Source organism: Trinickia sp. Y13, assembly GCF_029522115.1.
Taxonomy (GTDB): Bacteria; Pseudomonadota; Gammaproteobacteria; order Burkholderiales; family Burkholderiaceae; genus Trinickia.
In genome coordinates, this window is the sequence record NZ_JAKWFK010000024.1 from 35922 (window position 1) to 55796 (window position 19875).

26 protein-coding genes are annotated in these 19875 nt (G+C 63.4%); 24 read left to right on the forward strand and 2 right to left on the reverse strand.

Annotated features, from left to right (window positions below):
* Window position 1 precedes the first annotated feature (1 nt).
* From trbG to MMB74_RS26000, 12 genes are all read left to right on the forward strand, one after another.
* Window positions 2-901 (forward strand): P-type conjugative transfer protein TrbG, encoded by a 900-nt coding sequence (gene trbG / locus MMB74_RS25945; protein ID WP_006122480.1) that lies wholly within the window; start codon window positions 2-4, stop codon window positions 899-901.
* Window positions 902-903: 2 nt separating this feature from the next.
* Window positions 904-1392, forward strand: a complete 489-nt coding sequence (locus tag MMB74_RS25950; protein ID WP_006122479.1) for a conjugal transfer protein TrbH — start codon at window positions 904-906, stop codon at window positions 1390-1392.
* Between the two features lie 4 nt (window positions 1393-1396).
* On the forward strand, window positions 1397-2818 hold the full coding sequence (locus MMB74_RS25955; RefSeq protein WP_011114050.1) for a TrbI/VirB10 family protein: 1422 nt from the start codon (window positions 1397-1399) through the stop codon (window positions 2816-2818).
* A 20-nt stretch (window positions 2819-2838) separates the two neighbouring features.
* Window positions 2839-3603 (forward strand): P-type conjugative transfer protein TrbJ, encoded by a 765-nt coding sequence (gene trbJ / locus MMB74_RS25960; RefSeq protein WP_010890135.1) that lies wholly within the window; start codon window positions 2839-2841, stop codon window positions 3601-3603.
* A 9-nt stretch (window positions 3604-3612) separates the two neighbouring features.
* Window positions 3613-3840, forward strand: coding sequence for an entry exclusion lipoprotein TrbK (gene trbK, locus MMB74_RS25965; protein ID WP_000644148.1), 228 nt, complete (start codon window positions 3613-3615; stop codon window positions 3838-3840).
* Window positions 3841-3850: 10 nt separating this feature from the next.
* Window positions 3851-5569, forward strand: coding sequence for a P-type conjugative transfer protein TrbL (gene trbL, locus MMB74_RS25970; protein ID WP_011114051.1), 1719 nt, complete (start codon window positions 3851-3853; stop codon window positions 5567-5569).
* A gap of 17 nt (window positions 5570-5586) precedes the next feature.
* Window positions 5587-6174: a TrbM/KikA/MpfK family conjugal transfer protein gene (locus MMB74_RS25975; RefSeq protein WP_010890138.1), complete on the forward strand. Its 588-nt coding sequence runs from the start codon at window positions 5587-5589 to the stop codon at window positions 6172-6174.
* Window positions 6175-6187: 13 nt separating this feature from the next.
* Window positions 6188-6823: a transglycosylase SLT domain-containing protein gene (locus tag MMB74_RS25980; protein ID WP_011114052.1), complete on the forward strand. Its 636-nt coding sequence runs from the start codon at window positions 6188-6190 to the stop codon at window positions 6821-6823.
* 28 nt (window positions 6824-6851) lie between these two features.
* Entirely contained in the window at window positions 6852-7118 is a 267-nt protein-coding gene (locus MMB74_RS25985; RefSeq protein WP_010890140.1) for a hypothetical protein, read from the forward strand.
* Window positions 7118-7816 carry a TraX family protein gene (locus MMB74_RS25990; RefSeq protein ID WP_011114053.1) on the forward strand — a complete coding sequence of 233 codons (699 nt, stop codon included), beginning with the start codon at window positions 7118-7120 and terminating at the stop codon, window positions 7814-7816. The genes MMB74_RS25985 and MMB74_RS25990 overlap by 1 nt, the downstream gene beginning before the upstream one ends.
* 15 nt (window positions 7817-7831) lie before the next feature.
* On the forward strand, window positions 7832-8263 hold the full coding sequence (locus MMB74_RS25995) for an OmpA family protein (protein ID WP_001665065.1): 432 nt from the start codon (window positions 7832-7834) through the stop codon (window positions 8261-8263).
* A 154-nt stretch (window positions 8264-8417) separates the two neighbouring features.
* Window positions 8418-9092 carry a DNA methylase gene (locus MMB74_RS26000; RefSeq protein ID WP_011178411.1) on the forward strand — a complete coding sequence of 225 codons (675 nt, stop codon included), beginning with the start codon at window positions 8418-8420 and terminating at the stop codon, window positions 9090-9092.
* Between the two features lies 1 nt (window position 9093).
* Here MMB74_RS26000 and MMB74_RS26005 read toward each other — a convergent pair whose 3' ends face one another.
* The gene (locus MMB74_RS26005; protein WP_011178412.1) at window positions 9094-9753 is read right to left on the reverse strand and encodes a recombinase family protein; all 660 of its coding nucleotides are present in this window, start codon (window positions 9751-9753) and stop codon (window positions 9094-9096) included.
* A gap of 384 nt (window positions 9754-10137) precedes the next feature.
* On the opposite strand from MMB74_RS26005, the gene MMB74_RS26010 reads away from it, so the two are divergent.
* The 12 genes from MMB74_RS26010 to MMB74_RS26065 all read left to right on the forward strand — a co-directional run bounded on the left by MMB74_RS26010 (window position 10138) and on the right by MMB74_RS26065 (window position 19036).
* A complete protein-coding gene (locus MMB74_RS26010; RefSeq protein ID WP_021561443.1) occupies window positions 10138-10353 on the forward strand; it encodes an antitoxin MazE family protein in 216 nt (71 codons plus the stop codon).
* Window positions 10353-10673 carry a type II toxin-antitoxin system PemK/MazF family toxin gene (locus MMB74_RS26015; RefSeq protein WP_021561444.1) on the forward strand — a complete coding sequence of 107 codons (321 nt, stop codon included), beginning with the start codon at window positions 10353-10355 and terminating at the stop codon, window positions 10671-10673. The genes MMB74_RS26010 and MMB74_RS26015 overlap by 1 nt, the downstream gene beginning before the upstream one ends.
* 235 nt (window positions 10674-10908) lie before the next feature.
* Complete coding sequence (locus MMB74_RS26020) at window positions 10909-11472, forward strand: recombinase family protein (RefSeq protein ID WP_021561445.1); 564 nt, start codon at window positions 10909-10911, stop codon at window positions 11470-11472.
* A gap of 262 nt (window positions 11473-11734) precedes the next feature.
* Window positions 11735-12927, forward strand: a protein-coding gene (locus MMB74_RS26025; RefSeq protein WP_087748592.1) for an IS3 family transposase whose coding sequence is annotated in 2 segments (ribosomal slippage) — window positions 11735-11996 and window positions 11996-12927 — 1194 coding nt in all. Because the reading frame shifts where the segments join, the coding sequence is not laid out codon by codon here.
* Between the two features lie 544 nt (window positions 12928-13471).
* Window positions 13472-13807, forward strand: a complete 336-nt coding sequence (locus tag MMB74_RS26030; RefSeq protein WP_005797945.1) for a PepSY domain-containing protein — start codon at window positions 13472-13474, stop codon at window positions 13805-13807.
* A gap of 56 nt (window positions 13808-13863) precedes the next feature.
* Window positions 13864-14460 (forward strand): undecaprenyl-diphosphatase, encoded by a 597-nt coding sequence (locus MMB74_RS26035; protein WP_011517526.1) that lies wholly within the window; start codon window positions 13864-13866, stop codon window positions 14458-14460.
* 70 nt (window positions 14461-14530) lie between these two features.
* A complete protein-coding gene (locus MMB74_RS26040) occupies window positions 14531-15313 on the forward strand; it encodes a membrane protein (RefSeq protein WP_005797951.1) in 783 nt (260 codons plus the stop codon).
* 29 nt (window positions 15314-15342) lie between these two features.
* Entirely contained in the window at window positions 15343-15792 is a 450-nt protein-coding gene (locus MMB74_RS26045; RefSeq protein ID WP_076205818.1) for a hypothetical protein, read from the forward strand.
* A gap of 9 nt (window positions 15793-15801) precedes the next feature.
* A complete protein-coding gene (locus tag MMB74_RS26050) occupies window positions 15802-16560 on the forward strand; it encodes a membrane protein (protein WP_011875625.1) in 759 nt (252 codons plus the stop codon).
* A gap of 22 nt (window positions 16561-16582) precedes the next feature.
* Window positions 16583-17248 (forward strand): response regulator transcription factor, encoded by a 666-nt coding sequence (locus MMB74_RS26055; protein WP_005797956.1) that lies wholly within the window; start codon window positions 16583-16585, stop codon window positions 17246-17248.
* Window positions 17224-18576: an ATP-binding protein gene (locus MMB74_RS26060; protein WP_029310059.1), complete on the forward strand. Its 1353-nt coding sequence runs from the start codon at window positions 17224-17226 to the stop codon at window positions 18574-18576. The genes MMB74_RS26055 and MMB74_RS26060 overlap by 25 nt, the downstream gene beginning before the upstream one ends.
* A gap of 28 nt (window positions 18577-18604) precedes the next feature.
* Window positions 18605-19036 (forward strand): EamA family transporter, encoded by a 432-nt coding sequence (locus MMB74_RS26065; protein ID WP_005797960.1) that lies wholly within the window; start codon window positions 18605-18607, stop codon window positions 19034-19036.
* A 66-nt stretch (window positions 19037-19102) separates the two neighbouring features.
* Here MMB74_RS26065 and MMB74_RS26070 read toward each other — a convergent pair whose 3' ends face one another.
* The gene (locus MMB74_RS26070) at window positions 19103-19819 is read right to left on the reverse strand and encodes a recombinase family protein (protein ID WP_277431500.1); all 717 of its coding nucleotides are present in this window, start codon (window positions 19817-19819) and stop codon (window positions 19103-19105) included.
* Window positions 19820-19875 lie beyond the last annotated feature (56 nt).

Here is a 19875-nt window from a genome sequence, read left to right on the forward strand (position 1 = left end):
CATGAAGAAAACCCTCTCCGCTTTGATCGTGGGCGCTGCTGTGGCGGTGCCCTCCCTGGCTCTGGCCGCCCCTGGCGACGACATTGCCGACAAGTATTTCAACAAGACCAACCCGACGCTGACCGCTCAAGAGCGCGCGGCGCTCGCCATCGCCAAACGGTGGGAAGCGGGGTCGGCGACCGGCATCAAGCCGGTGGCCGGCTCGGGCGGTGCCATCAAGTTCGTGTACGGCGCGCAGCAGCCGAGCATCGTTTGCGCGGTGCTCCAGGTGTGCGACGTGGCCTTGCAGCCCGGCGAACAAGTGAACTCGATCAACCTGGGCGACACGGCCAGGTGGACGGTGGAACCGGCCATCACCGGCAGCGGCGCGACCGAGGTTCAGCACCTCATCATCAAGCCGATGGACGTGGGCCTCGAAACCAGCCTGGTTGTGACCACGAACCGCCGCAGCTACCACTTCCGCCTGCGCTCGCATCGCACCGAGTACATGCCGCAAGTCTCGTTCACGTACCCCGAGGAAGCGCAAGCCAAGTGGGACGCGATCCAGCGCCGCGAGAAGCAGGAACGCACCGACAACACCCTGCCGGCGACGGGCGAGTACCTGGGCGATCTCTCGTTCGACTATGAGCTGTCCGGGTCGGCGAGCTGGAAGCCTGTGCGCGTCTACAACGATGGCCGCAAGACCATCATCGAAATGCCCGGCACGATGCAGCAGACCGAAGCGCCGACGCTCCTGGTCGTGCGCAAAGAGGGCGGCTTGTTCACCGACGACGAAACGGTGCTGGTCAATTACCGCGTGCAGGGCAATCGCTACATCGTGGACACGGTGTTTGACCGCGCGATCCTGATTGCCGGTGTTGGCAGTAGCCAAGACCGCGTGACCATCAGCCGGAGGAAGTGACCATGCGCAAGATCGTCTCTCTCGCGCTGCTCGCCCTCGCCCTGGGCCTCGGCGGCTGCGCAACCACCAGCCAGTACGGCAACTTCGTCCAGTCGGCCGCGCTCGATCAGCAGAAGCTCGCCACCGACGCGGTGCAGCAGCTCGCCACGCTGTACGCGCCGGCGCGCACGCGCCTGGAGCTGCAACAGCCGACGCCCGATCCGTTCGGCCAGGCGCTCGTCAAGTCGCTGCGCGACAAGGGCTATGCCCTCCTGGAGTACGCCCCGGCCGGCGCTTCCACGCAGGCCCCGGCCTCGGCGGCATCGCAGGCGAGCGCACCGGCCACCACGGCCGCGTCGGGCGGCCTGCCGTTGCGCTACGTGCTCGACCAGGCTGGCGACTCGAACCTGTACCGCCTGACCTTGATGGTCGGCAATCAATCCATCACCCGCCCTTACCTGGCGCAAAACGGCACGTTCGCGCCGGCCGGGTACTGGGTGCGCAAGGAGTGACGCCATGACAGAAAACGCCGATCAGATGGCACCTGACGCTTCGCCTGGCGAAGTGTCCAAGAAGGCGGGCGTCCGTCGCGTCAACAACATGCCCATGTACATCCTCGGCGGCGTCCTGCTGTCGTTCGTGCTGGTCATGGCCCTGGTCGCGGCGGATCGCGCGGCCAAGCAGAACGCGCCGGCGGACGGCCCCAAGGAGAAGGCCGGCAACACGTCGATGTTCGCCAAGGAGATCGCAGGCGACAAGACCGGCGGCTTGATCGAGCCGGCAAGCCCGCTCAAGGTGCCCGACATGCCGACCGGCCCGGCGTCGGCTCCGCTGGAGATCGCGCGGCCGTCCAACCCGGACGCGCCGCCGGCCCCGCCGGCCAACCCCGGCAACCCGGGCCAGCCGGTGAACGACGACGAGGCCCAGCGCATCCGCATGGCGAAGATGCAGATGTTCGGCGAAGCCGTGAAGGCCAAGACCACCGTGCGCGTGGATGCCCCGCGTAGCAACGGCTCCGCGCCGGGTGGCCCGAGCACCTACACCGGCACGCCGCAGACGCGCGATGAAATGCTGAACCGCATCGCAGCGGTGCAGCAGCAAATCGACGCGCAGCGCAGCAACGATCCGACCGCCGCCTATCAAGCACGCCTGGCGCAGATTCGCGGCATGGGCGTCGGTGGTGGCGGCGCGGCTCCGGCCGCCGGCGGCATGGGCGCGGGCGGTGCGCCGCAGCTCCTGCAAACCTCGACCAGCGGCGGCGGGCGCAACAGCATGGCGCAGTTCGGCCAAGGTGGGCAGGGCGACCGCTGGAAGCTGGATTCGCAGCCGGAAGCGCCGCGCACACCGTTCGAGCTGCGCGCGGGCTTCGTCGTGCCGGCCACGCTCATTTCGGGCATCAACTCCGATCTGCCGGGCCAAATCATGGCCCAGGTCGCGCAGGACGTGTACGACACACCGACCGGCAAGCACCTGTTGATCCCGCAGGGATCGCGCCTCGTCGGCTCGTATTCGAGCGACGTGGCCTACGGCCAAGCGCGCGTGCTGGTTGCGTGGCAACGCATCGTGTTCCCCGATGGCAAGGCGATGGACATTGGCGCGATGCCAGGCGCGGACAGCGCGGGATACGCGGGCTTCCACGACCAGGTGAACAACCACTATGTGCGCCTGTTCGGCTCGGCCTTCCTCATGTCCGGCGTGACAGCAGGCATCACCTACAGCCAACGCCAGAACCAGGCCACAAACACCTATGGCGCACCGAGCGCCAGCAGTGCCCTAAGCGAAGCCCTCGGCCAGCAGCTCGGCCAGGTTACGGCGCAACTCATCGCCAAGAACCTGAGCATTTCGCCGACGCTGGAAATTCGGCCGGGGTATCGCTTCAACGTCGTGGTCACGAAGGACATGACGTTTTCCAAGCCGTACCGTTCCTTCGATTACTAACGCCATAGGAGAAAAGCACCATGAAGCCGAAGTTTTTAGCCGCTAAATTGGCCCTCGTCATTGCTGTTTCGAGCACGCTGGCGGTCACACCTGTGCAGGCTGGCATCCCCGTCATCGACGGCACCAACCTGTCGCAGAACATCATGACGGCCATCGAATCGGTGGCCCAGACGCTCAAGCAAATTGAGCAGTACAGCACCCAGCTCCAGCAGTATCAAAACCAACTCCAGAACACGATGGCCCCGGCCGCGTATATCTGGGATCAGGCGCAATCGACCATCAACGGGTTGATGAACGCGGTCAACACGCTGGATTACTACAAGACCCAACTCGGCAGCCTGGACAGCTACATCGGCAAGTTCCAGGACGTGAACTACTACAAGAACTCGCCGTGCTTTACGGCGGCAGGGTGCTCCGACGCGGAACGCGCAGCACTTCGGAATGTGGCCCAGCTCGCGAGCGAGTCGCAGAAGAAGGCCAACGATGCCTTGTTCAAGGGCCTCGATAGGCAGCAAACGAATCTCACGGCCGATGCAGCGACGTTGCAGCGTCTTCAATCGGCAGCGCAGGGCGCGCAGGGCCAAATGCAGGCCATCGGCTACGCCAACCAGCTCGCCAGCCAGCAGGCCAACCAGCTCTTGCAGATTCGTGGCCTGCTGATCGCGCAGCAGAACGCGATGGCAACCAAGATGCAGGCCGACGCCGACAAGGAAGCCCAGCAGGCGGCAGCGGCCGCACAACTGCGCCAGGGCAGCTACCGGGCCAGCCCGGCGCGCACCTGGTAAGGGGGATTCATGAAAGCAATCAAGGCTCTGTCCTTGGCCTCGGCCGCCCTCGTGGCGGCCTTGGTCGCCGGCTGCGACAACAAGCCGGCCACGGCCCCCATGCCGGAAGTGAACGACGAGAACTGCAAGCCCGAGAACATCGCCAAGATCGAGGACAAGGGCGTCCAGCAGGCTTTTTCGTCGCTGTGCTTGCGTCGTGGTGGGGATTTCAAGCCCAGCCCGAAACGCGAATGGTGAGGTGCTGACGATGAGAATGCCAGCCAATCTAAAAACCCTCGCCCTGCCGCTGTTCGTCTGGCTGGCGTTCTTCGCGGTCGATGCCCACGCGGCCATCGACAACGCCGGCGTGTTCGATAGCGTGCTGGATCGCTACCAGGCCGCCGCGAGCGGCTGGGCCGGTGTCATCACCACGGCCGCAACCTGGCTCTTCTGGACGCTGGTTGTGATCTCGATGGTCTGGACGTTCGGCATGATGGCCTTGCGCAAGGCCGACATTGGCGAGTTCTTCGCGGAGTTCGTCCGCTTCACGATCTTTACCGGCTTCTTCTGGTGGGCGCTGACCAACGGCCCTAACTTCGCCTCGTCCATCTATGCGTCGTTGCGGCAGCTCGCCGGCAACGCGACGGGCCTGGGCAATGCTCTGTCGCCCTCGGGCATCGTGGACGTGGGCTTTGCGATCTTCGACAAGGTGATGGATCAGTCCTCGGTGTGGTCGCCGGTGGACAGCATGGCCGGCATCCTCATGGCCGTGGCGATCCTGGTCATCCTGGCCCTGGTCGGTGTGAATATGCTTCTGCTGCTCGCGTCGGGCTGGGTGCTCGCCTACGGCGGCGTGTTCTTCCTCGGCTTCGGTGGTTCGCGCTGGACTTCCGACATGGCGATCAACTACTACAAGGTCGTCCTGGGCGTGGCCGCGCAGCTCTTCGCAATGGTGCTCCTGGTGGGCATCGGCAAGACCTTCCTCGATGACTACTACTCGCGCATGAGCGCCGGCATCAGCCTCAAGGAAATGGGCGTGATGCTGATCGTCGTCATCATCCTCTTGGCGTTGGTCAACAAGATTCCGCCGCTCATCGCCGGGATCATCACCGGCGCGAGCGTGGGCGGTGCCGGCATCGGCCAGTTCGGTGCAGGCGCTGCGTTGGGTGCCGCAGGCATGGCAGCAGCAGCGGCCGCGACCGGCGGCGCCGCTCTGGCCGCCGGCGCAGCCTCGGCCGCCGGTGGTGCCTCTGCCGTCATGGCCGCCTTCTCGAAGGCCAATGAGAACGTGTCGGCAGGCACGGACGTTATGTCGGCCTTCTCGGGCGGCGGCAGCTCGGGCGGCGGTGCGGGCGGCGGCGGCGACGCCGGCACCGGCAGCACGCCCTTCGCTCAGGCTGCGGGCTTTAGCGGCAGCTCCGGCGGTGGCTCTTCGTCGGGTGGCGGCAGCCCCTCGACCGGCAGCAGCTCGGGCAGCTCGAAGGGCGGCGATAAGGGCGGCGGCAAAGCCGACGCCGGCGGCCAGGGCAGCAGCTCGACGGCCAGCACCGGCAGCAGTGCCGACAAGGCCGCCAAGAACGAACCCAAGCCCGCCGGCGGGGCAGGGCAAGGGCAGCAGGCCGCACCGGGCAGCACCGGCCCCGGCTTGCTCGCATCGGCCGCATCGGCCCTCGGCACGGCCGGCCGCATCGCCGCCGACGCCGGCGCGAACTTGGCGAAGGGAACCGCCGATGTTGCCAAGGCCAAAGCCGCGAGCCTGCGCGAAGCCGCAGCCGAGCGGATCGCCGACACCACTGGCGGAAAGATCGCCGCCGCGATCAAGGCGCAAGGAAGCGGCACGGCCGAGAACATCGACGTGCCCGACCAGCAGCCCGCGCCGAGCTTCGGCGACAACAGCCTGGCAGGCGGCCCCGCCGATGCCGATCCCGAGTCCGAAGTAGCTGCGTTCGCCAACCGCGAGCAAGGCCGCGACGGCACAACTGCGTAACCAAGGAGAGTCCAACCATGAAGAAGAAACTGTTTGCCCTGGCCGCCCTCGTGGCAGCCCTCGGATCGACCGCCGGCACGGCCAGCGCGCAAGACGTGCTGACCGGCGACACGCGCCTGGCCTGCGAGGCGATCCTGTGCCTGTCGTCGGGCACGCGCCCGAGCGAATGCACGCCGTCGCTGTCGCGGTACTTCAACATCACGAAGCGCAAGCTGTCGGACACGATCCGCGCCCGCCTGAACTTCCTCCAGCTTTGCCCGGTGGCGAGCCAGACGCCGGAAATGCAGTCGCTCGTGTCGGCGATCTCGCGCGGCGCTGGCCGTTGCGACGCGCAGTCGCTGAACTCGACGTTGGTGATGTGGACGGGCGGCTACGACGATGGGCGCACGTACATCAGCAACCAGTTGCCTGACTACTGCGGGGCCTACACCGGCCACGCCTACACCGACTTCGCCAGCAGCGGCACGCTGCCGCGCTATGTCGGGACGCCAGAGCGGGGCGGGTATTGGGTCGAAGCGCGCGACTATGACCGCGCCTTGGCCGAGTACAACGAACGCATCCGGCGCGAGGACGAAGAGCGCCGCCGTCAGTCCTGGCTGAACTGAGGGAGGGGAGGGCATGCCGTTCTTCGCCGATCTGCCGCCGCAGCTCCAGGAGCGCGTCGTCTGCTCGATCTCGGCCGCCGTCAAGTACGAGGTGCCGGTCAACATCGTGTTGGCCGTCGCCGAGAAAGAGGGCGGCAAGCCGGGCCAGTGGGTGCGCAACTCGAATGGCACGCATGACGTTGGCCCGATGCAGTTCAACACCGCGTACCTGGGCGACCTGGCCCGATACGGCATCACGGCGAACGATGTGGCGGCTGCCGGCTGCTACTCGTTCGACCTGGCCGCCTGGCGGCTGCGGATGCACATCCGCAACGACAAGGGCGACCTCTGGACGAAGGCGGCGAACTACCACTCGCGCACGCCGCAGTACAACGCGGTGTACCGGGCCGACTTGATGCGCAAGGCGTCGAAGTGGGCCGATTGGCTCGAAGCTCGGTTCGTCACGCTTGACGTGACGAAGGCCGGGGCCACGCCCTCGACGCCCAGCCAGCCCGCGACGGTGGCCCAGCGGGCGACGCCGGCGGCCAGGCCGGCACCAGCACCCCAGCAGGCCGCCCCAGCGGCCGCAGCAGCTCGCAGCGTGTCGGTGGCCGGCTACGTGCCCCGCACGGTGTCTTTCAACACTTCACGCGAGGGGTCGGCCGAGTAGGCCGGCTCTTCCGATTTAGCGGCTAAACATGGACAAATTCCACGCCTTCATGATGCGGTACACGCTGGGCGTCGGCCGGTTGCTTCAAGCCTATTGCAAGTGGGCGGAAGGACAGGCCAAGAACCAGCTCGATTTGCTTCTGCTGGGCCTCGGCCCGATCTTCGCCTTGGGCCTTCTGCTGTGGGCGCTGCCGGCGTGGATCGGCAAGCCCATCGCCTTCGTGCTCTCACTGCCAGCGCTCTACATCATCTTCCTGGTGCTGCGCGCCTACGCGATTCGCGGGGGCCGGCGCTGATGAAGGCCCTGCGGATTCCTGATGGAACCGTCGAAGCGTTGAAGTGGCTCGCACTGGTTCTCATGACCGGCGATCACGTCAACAAGTACCTGTTCAACGCGACGCTGCCGGTGCTGTTCGAGGCCGGCCGCGTGGCGCTCCCCCTTTTCGTGTTCGTCCTGGCCTACAACCTGGCCCGGCCGGGCACGCTCGAACGCGGCGTGTACGGCCGCACCATGTCGCGCCTGGCGATGTTCGGCGCGCTGGCCTCCGTGCCCTTCGTGGCCCTCGGCGGCCTGTACGCCGGTTGGTGGCCGCTCAACGTGATGTTCACGCTGCTGGTCGTCACGGCCACGGCTTACCTGGTCGAACGTGGCGGCAAGCTGCACCTGGCGGCCGCCGGCGTGGTGTTCCTGGTCGGCGGCAGCTCGGTCGAATATTGGTGGCCGGCCGTGGCTTTCGGCCTGGCGGTGTGGTCGTACACGCGCCGGCCGAGCTGGGCCGCCGCGGCGGTCGCGGTGCTGGCCTGCGCGGCCCTGTGGTTCGTCAATCGCAACCTGTGGGCCTTGGCAGCCCTGCCGGTGCTCTTCCTGGCCTCGCGGGTGGATGTGCGCGTGCCGCGCCTGCGCTGGGCCTTCTACGCCTATTACCCGCTGCACCTGGCCTCGCTCTGGTTGATCCGCATCCCCATGAGCAAGGCCGGCTACCTGTTCTTCTGATTGGAGTCCTGCCCCATGCGAAAACCCGTTCTTCTGGCCCTCTCTCTGGCGTTCCTGGTCAGCGCGCAAAGCGCACTGGCCGCCGGCGACGCCGGCAACTTCGGCACGCCGATCAAGTCCGGCGTATCGGTGTCCTTCCCCGACAGCAGCGCGACATTCCAGCCGACGCCAGAGGCCCTGGAGCTGCTGGCCGACGCTAGGAATGCGGCGATCATCTACATCAGCGGGCGCACCAGCACACTACGGCCCAGCGCGGCCGATGAGGCCCTTGCACTACGCCGTGCGCTCTCGGCCAGGTCGTACTTGGTGGCGCGCGGCGTCTCGCCGCTCAAGATCATGGTGAACTTCGCATCGGCCGCCGATTTCGTGGCAGACAACTCGACGGCCGAGGGCCGGCGCGAGAACCAGCGCGTGGACATTGAGGTGGTCTACATCCCCACCTACTGAGCGATCCGGCATCGCCATTCCTGGCGGTGCTGCAGGACGCTCCAGCAGCTTCGCATCGTCGGCTCTGACGATGCAGGCCCGGCCGGCTTCCCTTGACAGCATCGCCATTTCTGACGATGCTGGCCAAGTCCCGATTTACTCCAGGAAGAAGGCCATGAGATACCCCGGCGGCAAGGGCGGTGCCGGCGTCTACCAGACGATCATCAACAACATCCCGCCTCACGACACGTACATCGAAACGCACCTGGGCGGCGGCAACATCCTGGAGCGCAAGCGGCCCGCTGCCCGCAGCGTCGGCATCGACGTTGATCCCGAGGTGATCGAGGTCTGGCAGCAGCTCGACGTGCCCGGCCTGGAGCTGCACCACGGCGACGCCGTGGCCTGGCTGGAGTCCCACCAGTTCACCGGCTCCGAGTTCGTCTACGCCGATCCGCCCTACGTGATGGACAGCCGGCGCGGCGGCAAGCTATACCGCCACGAATACGACGACGCCGACCACGTGCGGCTGCTCGACGTGCTGGCCGGCTTGCCGTGCGCGGTGATGGTGTCGGGCTACAGCTCAACGATCTATGACAGCTCTCCCTTGGCGTCATGGAGAACCATCGACTTCAACGCGATGACGCGCGGCGGCATCGCTATCGAACGGCTGTGGATGAACTACCCCGAGCCGGCCGAGCTGCACGATCTGCGCTACCTCGGCAGCAACTTCCGCGAGCGCGAGCGCATCAAGCGGAAGAAAGCCCGCTGGCAAGCGAAGCTCGCCAAGCTCGATCCGCTGGAGCGGGCGGCGATCATGGAATGCCTGCGCGAGCTGGAGGCGGCCGAGTAGGTCACGCCTGCGCCTGGTTGTGCAGCGCCCATACGCGCTTGACCTGGCTTTCACTGCACCCGGCCAGCCTGGCCGTCTCTGGAATGCTGTGGCCTGCGCTGCGCAGCGCCACGATGCGTTCATGCACCTTTGTGTTGGCCTTGCGGCCGGTGTAGCGGCCGGCGTCCTTCGCCAGCTCGACGCCCTGCCGCTGCCGCTCGCGGCGATCCTCGTAGTCGTCGCGGGCCATCTGCAACGCCAGCTTCAAAAGCATGTCCTGGATCGACTCCAGCACCACCTTTGCCACGCCCTTCGCCTCGGCGGCCAGGTCGGATAGATCGACCACGCCAGGGACAGCCAGGCGCGCGCCCTGGGCGCGGATCGAGGCCACGAGGCGTTCGGCCTCGGGCAGCGGCAGGCGGCTGATGCGGTCGATCTTCTCCGCAACGACGACTTCACCGGGTTGCAGGTCGCCGATCATGCGCAGCAGCTCGGCGCGATCGGCGCGAGCGCCCGAAGCCTTCTCGCGGTAGATGCCGGCGACGTAGAAGCCGGCGGCCCTGGTGCTCTCCACGATGGCGGCCTGCCTGGTCAAGTCCTGCTCGTCGGTGCTGACGCGCAAGTAGATGCGCGCGACCTTGAAAGCGACGCCGGCGGCCTGGTGCTCGGTCGGCGTCCGCATGATGCGGTCGGCACCTTCGACCAGGCCATCGCCGCCGACGCGCAGCGGTGGCGTCTTGGCGAGCGCCTGGCGCGCTGCGCGTGACTGGCGCGGCATGGCCGCAATCTGTGTTTCCTGGGCGGTGCGCGGCGTGATGATCGCGCTGCGCTTCGCCTTGGTCTTGCCTTGTCATTTTCAGAAGACGTCTGCACCAGTTCATGAGGCTGGCCGCCCCGTGTGCAGCCGACTTCTGACCGGGTCGTGTCAGCAGTCCTATGCACGAAACTCCAAGAAGGGCGGAAATTGCGCAGAACTTCCCTGCACGACGTTGCGGAACGGCTTGGCTTGCGCTATGGTTTCATGCGCAGTATCATGTAACCATACATGCAACCAATGGAGAGCACCATGCCATCAATTCACGAATCAAAGGTAGCCCGACACCGCGAACGGATGCGCGCGGCGGGGCTGCGGCCTGTGCAGTTTTGGGTGCCGGACACCCGTTCGCCTGAGTTCACGGCGCAAGTGCGCAAGCAATGCCAAAGCCTGAAGGGCGACCCAGCAGAAGCAGAGGTTTTGCGCTTCACCGAAGAGGCGGCATCGCACGTTGAGGGCTGGGAGTGATGCAGCGAGGCGACCTCGTGACGGTTTCATTGCAGGGTGACTACGGCAAACCACGACCAGCCCTGATCGTTCAATCAGACCTACTAACCGACTTGGAAAGCGTTGTGCTGTGCCCAGTGACAAGCGACCTGCGCAATGCCGCGTTTCGCGTCACCGTGGAACCGAATCCAGCTAACGGGCTGCGCGCACTATCGCAAGTTATGGTGGACAAGCTCTCGACGCTACCGCGCACCAAAATCAGTGAACCGTTTGGCCGCCTCGACGATGAGCGAATGAAAGCAATAGATAGGGCGCTCCTGTTGGTCGTTGGCGTTATTTGACCCGGTGCCGGAAAAATCTGGGATTCCGGCTTACTCGGTATCGCGCCGGAATTTTCGGCGGTTCCGGCTTAAGTCGGTTCGCTGTTCCATTGCGCCGGGATGGCGGCACATGCGCCGCCTTGTCCGTCAAACGATCATTAGTCGGCCAAGCCGGTCACTGTCCGGCAATGCGCTTGAATAACGGGTTGTCGGACATTATGATAGGCGGACGGAAAAACGGACAAAAGGGGCGGTAATGGCACTCATCGGCTATGCGCGGGTATCGACGGCTGAACAGGACACCGCCTTGCAGACGGATGCACTGCGCAAGGCGGGCTGCGAGCGCGTCTTTGAGGACACGGCTTCCGGGGCCAAGGCCGACAGGCCCGGCTTGGCCGCCGCGCTGGCCTATCTGCGCGACGGCGACGTGCTGGCCGTCTGGCGGCTGGATCGGCTCGGGCGCTCGATGCCACACCTCATCGAGACAATCGGCGCGCTGGAAGCGCGTGGCGTCGGCTTCCGGTCGCTGACAGAAAGCATTGACACCACCACACCGGGCGGGCGGCTCATCTTCCACGTGTTCGGCGCGCTGGGCCAGTTCGAGCGCGACTTGATCCGTGAGCGCACCAAGGCCGGGCTGACCGCTGCCGCCGCTCGCGGGCGCAAGGGCGGGCGCAAGCCGGTTGTCACTGCCGACAAGTTGCAGCGGGCGCAGGAGCATATTGCCAACGGGCTGAACGTCCGGGAGGCTGCTACACGGCTCAAGGTGAGCAAGACGGCCCTATACGCCGCGCTGCAAGGCGGGAGCGAGCAACCATGAGCCGCAAGCAAAGCAGTGCCTTCGTCACGACCAGAAAGGGCTTTTGCTATCTCACGGTCAAAGTCGGCAGGAGCAATTACAACATCATGCGGATTCGCAATTACACGCTTGAGCCGCAGGACAAGCGAGACATGCGCCGGTTGTATCCCGACTATCTCTTTGACTGGAAGAAGATCGGCCAGCAGCTTGCCGAAAAGATGACCTTGCCCCCGGAAAGTGGAGTTCTTGAGCCTTGTTCAAAATACGACCAAGGAGTCAAGAAATGTCAGACAAGCAAGTTCGAGCGCAGTACACGCGGGAATACAAATTGGAGGCGGTGCGTCAGGTCAAGGGTGGGCAATCCATTGCTGCCACAGCCAAGGTATTGGGTATCCCCAAGGCCAGCCTGAGCAACTGGGTACGCCGCGGCGCCAAGGGTGATGTGGGCGGTGTAGGAGACAGACCTGCATCCGTCACGCCTGAGCAAATGGAGCTGGCGCGCCTGCGTGCTGAGGTTGCCAGGCTTCGAATGGAGCGAGACATCGCAAAAAAAGCCGCGGCGTACTTCGCGCAGGACACGCTGCGAGGTACGCCTGGATTTACCAAATGAGAAACCAGTATCCAGTGAGCATCTCCTGCGAAGTGCTGGAGGTCAGCGCCAGTGGCTATTTTGTCTGGCAGCGCCGCCGTGACGCTGCTCGCCCAGGGCCTGCTGGCCGCCATAGCGACGAAGCCTTACTGGCCCACATGCGTGCAATTCACATAGAGGTCAAGCAGGAGTACGGCTGGCCGCGTATGCACAAGGAGCTGCTTGCACGCGGGATTCGTGTCGGTAAAGAGCGGGTACGTCACCTGATGCAGCAGCACGGCATCAAAGCCAAGACCAAGCGCAAATTCGTGGTGACCACGGATAGCCGGCACAGTCTGCCGGTGGCGCCCGACCTCGTGCAGCGGCGCTTCAATCCCGAGGCGCCCAACCGGTTGTGGAGTGGCGACATCACCTACATCGCTACCGACGAGGGGTGGTTGTACCTGGCGGGCGTCATTGATTTGTTCAGCCGTCAGGTGGTGGGCTGGAGCATGCAAGCCCATATGCAAGCCAGTCTAGTCAAGGATGCGCTCACCATGGCGTGGTTCCGGCGCCGCCCTGAGGCTGGCCTCATCTTCCACAGCGACCGTGGCAGTCAATATTGCAGCCACGAATTCCAGGACACGCTACGTGTCTGGGAGATGCGCTCATCGATGAGCAGGAAGGGTAACTGCTGGGACAATGCACCGACCGAAAGCTTCTGGGGCAGATTGAAAACGGCCAGCCTGTACGGCAGGAAGTTCGCTACCCGGCGTGAGGCCATGGACGCGGTGCTGGACTGGATGGCTTTCTACAATCACCGACGATTGCATTCGACGCTGGGATACCTCAGCCCGATGCAATATGAGCAACGCTGGTACGAGGCACAGCGTAAAAAGGCCGCGTAATCCGTGGGCTAAGAACTCCAGCAAACAGGGGCAAGGTCAAGAGGGAGGTATGCAGAACCTACCGCTCCAAGCGTCAAGCGCCCCGGAGCACGGAACGTACCTCAGACCCGTTCGTCATGGTGTCGTATGACCCAAGGACGCGCACGGTCTACGCATCCGACACCTGCGATTCAATGGCATTGCTTGACGCTGTTCTGCACATGGAACGCTCCCGCAAAAAATAGCCCCGACAGGCCGTGCAGCCGACTCCTGACATTCCGTGCAGTCGCCTTCTGAAAATGACATGCCTGGGAAGTAGCCGTTGCGGCTGGTCATGGGTTCCTCCGGTCATTTTGGGTATACGCAAAGTGTCCGGTCATGCTACCCCCGGCCAAAAAGGCCGTCATGCGATTTATCTGTCATTTTCAGAAGACGACTGCACCAATTATTAGAAGTCGATAACACTACATCGGCGAGAGCGAAAACTTCCCGGCTCAGTGCGAGCTAAGTCTGCCTGCGTACCTTCTCCACTGTGCAAATCCCTGCACTCTTCTGGAGAAGCATCATGTACCGCTACACCAAACTTTCCCTTCTGGCCGTCGCCATCGCTGCAACCGGCGCGGTCGCCTACGCCGCCAATGGCGGTATGGAAAACGACGCCCTGGCAATCAGCAAGGCCAAGATTCCCCTCACACAGGCGGTCACCGTCGCCGAGCAGCACGCCAATGGCAAGGCGTCACGCGCCGAGTACGAGAACTCGAAGCAAGGCTGGGTCTACGACGTGGAAGTCGTCAGCGGGGCCAAGGTCTTCGATGTCCGGGTCGATGCCGACAAGGGCACGGTCATCTCGTCTGCCGAGGACAAGGCGGATCACGATGATGACCACGACAAGCGGGACTGACTCCCGACAGTATGGCCGGATCGTTTCCCTCGGAGGCGATCCGGCCCGGAGACCTCATGGAATCACTCAACCATACATTTTTTCTCTGGCTCAACGCACCGGAGCATCCCAGTGCTTTGGCTCTGACGTTGGCCACCTTCTTTGCCGAACAGCTCATCTGGGCGGTTCCACTCCTGATCGGCATCGGCTGGCTTCGCGGCGGCGAGCCTACCCGCAAGACGATGCTCGTTGCTAGCGCATCGGGATTGCTGGGCCTGCTCATCAACCAGATCATCGGCCTGGCTTGGTTGCATCCTCGACCTTTCATGATCGGCCTGGGTCACACCCTCATCCCTCATGTTGCCGATTCGTCTTTCCCAAGCGATCACCTGACGCTGTGGTGGGCGGTTGCCTTCAGCCTCGCGCTGCAACGAGGCCCACGAATTGCAGGCGTGACTTTGGCTTTGCTGGGCGTTCCCATTGCCTGGGCGCGCATCTACCTTGGAGTGCACTTCCCATTCGACATGCTCGGGGCCATCGCCGTTGCTGCAATCTGTGCCTGGCTGACGTTACGTGAAGCACACTGGTATCTATTGCCAAGTTATCAACTTTCCACCGGAATCCATCGGCGGCTTTTCAGCGGGTTGATCGCGCTTGGATGGGTGCGCGAGTGAGCCTATGGGCGGGCTAAGTCAGCATGTTCAAACTGCTGGCAAACCATTTCACCCCCGGCAGGAGAACACCATGAACAAATTGCCCACGAGCAGCACCACTGGCTGGCTCAATAAAGTCCCGGAAGTCGCGCTGTCGTTCTGGATCATCAAGATCATGTCCACCACGGTGGGCGAGACGGGAGCCGATTTCCTGGCGGTCAACGCAGGGTGGGGGCAAGGCGTGACTCGAACCGTCATGGCTGCCCTGTTGGCGGCCGCCTTGTTCATGCAGTTGCGCACCCGACGCTATACCCCTTGGATTTACTGGCTGACGGTGGTACTGGTCAGCGTGGTCGGCACCCAGATCACCGATCTGCTGACCGATGGCCTTGGCGTCAGCCTGTACATCAGCACCTCGGCGTTCGCCGTTGCGCTCGCCGCGATCTTCTTCGTCTGGTATCGGATCGAGCGCACCCTGTCCATTCACGACATTGTGACGCGCAGCCGGGAGCTGTTCTATTGGGCTGCCATCCTCTGCACGTTCGCGCTGGGCACGGCTGCTGGCGATTTGGCGACCGAGGCATTGGGCTTGGGCTTTACCTGGGGCGCGGTGGCGTTCGGTGTGCTGATTGGCATCACCTATACCGCCTGGCGCATGGGCGGCAACGCCGTTCTGACCTTCTGGATCGCCTACATCTTGACCCGCCCCTTCGGGGCCGCACTCGGCGACTTGCTGACGCAGGCCAAGACTTATGGTGGCCTTGGCATGGGTGCCATGTGGACAAGCGCCTTGTTCCTCACGGTGATCGTCATGCTGGTGGCCGTCGCGCAGATCGGCATGAATGGACGCCGCTCGGCCCAGCTCGTCGAATAACCCTCTTCGCTCTACACAAGGAGAAAAACATGTTCATACAGCACTCAATCGCTCGCTCTGTTGCGGCTATTTCGGCCGCCGTGCTCTTGGCCCTCGCGGCTGGTTGTTCCAAATCTGCCGATCAGAACAACGCAAGCTCGGCATCAACTACACCGGCCCAGACTGTCTCGGCCTTGCAAGTCAAAACTGCATCCAAGCTGGGCGACCTGTCGGCCTTCCGCAGCATCGCCACTGATGTCGCCGCCATCGTTGACAAGGGCGATCTGCCTGCTGCCAAGTCACGCATCAAGGACTTGGAAGTCGCATGGGATTCGGCCGAAGCCGGACTCAAACCGCGCGCGGCAGATGACTGGCATCTGCTCGACAAGGCCATCGACAAGTCGCTTGCGACGCTTCGCGCAGACACGCCAAGCCAGGCTGACTGCAAGGCTGCGATGGATGCCCTGCTGAAAACCTTTAACACGCTCGAAGGAAAGTGAGCGCGCCCCATGAAAACATCCACTGAACACGCTTTGGCCAAGGTGCCCGAAGTTACGCTGGGCTTCTGGCTCATCAAGATTGCCGCCACGACGCTCGGTGAAACTGGCGGTGATGCGGTTTCGATGTCCATGAACCTGGGCTACCTGGTCGGTACAGCCATCTTCGCGGCGATCTTCCTGGCTGCCGTGGTCGCGCAGGTCAAGGCCAAGGACTTCCACCCCTTCCTGTACTGGACGACCATCATCGCGACAACCACGGTCGGCACGACGCTGGCCGATTTCGCGGACCGATCGCTCGGAATCGGGTACGCTGGCGGTTCGAGCTTGCTGCTGGCCTTGCTGCTTGGCTCTCTCTTCGTCTGGCATCGCACCCTTGGCTCCGTGTCGGTAAGCACGGTCAGCTCGCCCAAGGCGGAAGCCTTTTACTGGTTGACGATTATGTTCTCCCAGACGCTGGGCACCGCGCTGGGCGACTGGACGGCTGATACGGCGGGCCTGGGATACACGGGTGCGGCCGTCGTGTTCGGCGGGCTGCTCGCGCTGGTCGTGGCAGCCTACTACTGGACGAGCGTGTCCCGCACGCTGCTGTTCTGGGCGGCGTTCATCCTGACGCGTCCGCTAGGTGCCGTGGTCGGCGATTTTCTGGACAAGCCGGTGAGCGCGGGCGGCTTGGCGCTGAGCCGCTATTCAGCGTCGGCCGCGCTGCTCACCTTCATAGTGGTGGCAATCCTGCTGTTCAGGCAGCGAGCCGCCAGGACGGCGCATTGAACAACAATTGAAGGGAGGGTGAGTGCGGGTATTGCTGGTCGAAGACGATCCCATGATCGGTGACGCGATCCAGGGCGCATTGAAGGATGCGTCCTACGCCGCCGACTGGGTGAAGGACGGGCAGACGGCGCTCACCACGCTGGGCTGCCAGCATTACGACCTGGTGCTACTCGACCTCGGTCTGCCCGGAAAGGATGGGCTGGAGGTGCTGGCCAGCATCCGAGCCAAGGACAACCCGGTTCCCCTGCTCATCATCACGGCTCGCGATGGTCTGGATGATCGCCTGCGCGGCCTGGATGGCGGGGCCGACGACTATGTGTCCAAGCCCTTTCAGATGGCGGAACTGCTGGCCCGGATGCGCGCCGTCCTGAGGCGCAAAGGTGGCACGGCAGCTCCCGTGCTCAGCAACGGCGTGGTGACGCTTGACCCGGCCACCAAAGAGGCTTGTGCCAATGATGGCCCCCAAGTGCAACTGTCCAACCGCGAGTTCTCGTTACTGCAAGCCTTGCTGGTTCGGCCTGGTGCCATCCTTTCGCGCAGCGAACTGGAGGATCGCATCTATGGCTGGGGGGAAGAAGTCGAAAGCAATGCCGTCGAATATCTAATCCACGCACTGCGGCGCAAGCTCGGTGGCGAGGTCATCAAGAACGTCAGGGGGGTCGGATGGATGGTCTCAAAAGGCGCTTGAACGAATCAGTTCAGCTCAAGCTGTCCTTCACCTTGTCGCTGGCCATCCTCGTGGTGGCCGTTGTGGCGGGCGTATTCTCGTTCCTGTCCGCCTTCGATGAAGCGCACGAACTACAGGACGATGTACTGCGCCAGGTGGCGCAGCTCATGGATCGCCAGCGCTTGTTGCCTGCCGTGCCAACCACCGATATCCGTCTCAAGGATGTCGATGAAGAGTCGCGCGTGATCGTCCAGCGCTTGGGTGAGGTCAGTCCCTCTACGGTAGGCGTGGATGCAGGAGGCGTGCTCCCGCTCCCGGCGACCTTGGCGGATGGATTGCACACGCTGGAAGTTGGTGGCGAGACGTTTCGCGTGCTGGTCAAGACCACGGCGAGCGGCGAACGCATTGCTGTGGCTCAGGAGTCCGGTTTCCGCAATGAAATTGCCCGCGACGGGGCACTGCGCACGGTGATGCCTTTCTTGATTCTCGTGCCGGTGCTGCTGTTGATCGTTGCTGACCTGGTGCGCAAGATGTTCCAGCCCATCGCGGCGCTGTCCAAGGAAATAGACCAGCGGGCAGAGCAGGAACTGCATCCCGTCGAAGACCGCCACCTTCCGGTCGAGGTACGTCCGTTTGTCGTGGCGATCAATCGCCTGCTCGCTCGTGTCAGCCAGTCGATGGAATCTCAGCGCCGCTTTGTGGCGGATGCCGCGCACGAGCTACGTTCGCCGCTGACAGCCATGTCGCTGCAAGCAGAACGGCTCGCGGAAGCGGAAATGTCCAGCGTGGCGCGCGAACGGCTGACGGTTTTGCGCCAAGGGATCGAGCGCGGCCGCAGCCTGCTCGATCAACTCTTGACCTTGGCCAAGGCACAGTCGGCCACCGACCTGCCGAAGTCGCCTGTATCTGTCCAGAGCATCTACCGCCGCGTGCTGGAAGACCTCATGCCGCTGGCCGAGGCCAAGCACATCGACATCGGTGTCGAAGGCGCGCTGGACGCCGAAGTGTGGGCAAGCGAGCTGGACATGATCGCTGTGGTCAAGAACCTAGTCGATAACGCCATCCGCTACACGCCAGAGGGAGGGCGTGTTGATCTTTCTGTGGGTGTTTCGGAAGGGAAGGTCGTACTACGTATTCAGGACAGTGGGCCTGGCATTCCGTTGGCTGAACGGGATCGAGTGTTTGATCCCTTCTACCGCACGCTGGGGAGCGAGCAGATCGGCTCGGGTCTGGGACTATCCATTGTCCAGACGATTGCCAATCGCATCGGTGCTGAAATCCGCCTCGACTTCTCAGATCAAGAGAAGCAAACTGGCTTAAATGTTGCCGTTATCGCTCCCATGCGGTAGCGGTTTGAGAAACGCGGAGGCAGGCTAAATGGTTAATTCGGCGGGGTGGTTTTATTGGGCTTTGCTGTCCGCTATCCTTGCGGCACTGACGGCTATTTTTGCCAAGGTTGGCATTCAGGGAGTTGATTCCGATCTGGCCACCTTGATCCGCACGGCCATCATCATCGTCGTCCTGTCGGCGTTTGTTGCCTACACGGGGAAATGGACCAACCCCTTGGAGTTATCACCCAAGACATGGCTTTTTCTCGGGCTGTCCGGCTTGGCGACAGGGGCATCGTGGGTCTGCTACTTCCGCGCACTCAAGATTGGCGATGCATCCAAGGTTGCGCCAGTGGATAAACTCAGTCTTGTCCTGGTGGCGGTATTTGCTTTCGCCTTTTTGGGCGAACGCCCGTCACTGAGGGAGTGGTCCGGCATTTCGATGGTCGCCGGAGGCGTTCTGTTATTGGCGTTCAAGTGATAACAGGTAGGACATACTGACTCAACCAGTCGTCACGATTCGTCTACAGTAACCGCTGTCCTGTCATCAAACTTGACTGAGCAGTTTCTCGCCATCAAGGCGCAACTCGCCCTTCGGCGAAATGTGCCGATACAAGGTCTGTCTTGTGATGCCCAGTTCCTGACATAGATCGCCGACCTTGGTTTCGGGCTGCCCCATAGCGGCCATCGCCAGCCGCAACTTGGCGGCAGTCATCTTGAAGGGCCGGCCGCCCTTCCTACCGCGCGCCCTCGCCGAAGCCAATCCTGCAATCGTGCGCTCGGTAATCAGTTCGCGCTCGAACTCGGCCAGCGCGGCGAAGATGCCGAAGACCAACTTGCCGGCGGCCGTCGTGGTGTCAATGGCTGCACCGTGCCCAGTCAACACTTTCAGACCGATGCCTCGCCCGGTCAGGTCATGCACGGTGTTGATGAGATGCCGCAGATCGCGCCCGAGCCGGTCAAGTTTCCACACCATCAACGTATCCCCCGGTCGTAGCGCCTTCAGGCAGCTCAACAGGCCGGGACGATCCTCGCGTTTGCCCGACGCTTGATCCTCGTAGAGATGGGCCGGATCGACGCCGGCAGCGATCAACGGATAGCCAACGGTCTTGGCGTCAACCACTGCGCCGAGCGGCGTCTTGCCCTCGCGCGGATCGCCCACCGCCATGGTGGCGACTTTCGCCTGAAACTTGACGGATAGGAAATTCAACCGCATGAGGCCAAGTATGGCACGAGTTTTGGGCCTCGAAACACGTTCGGCCAAGGAAGGTTGAGCGCTCGCTTGCCGCTCAATGGCAAGAGCTTGGGAGGCAGTATGCA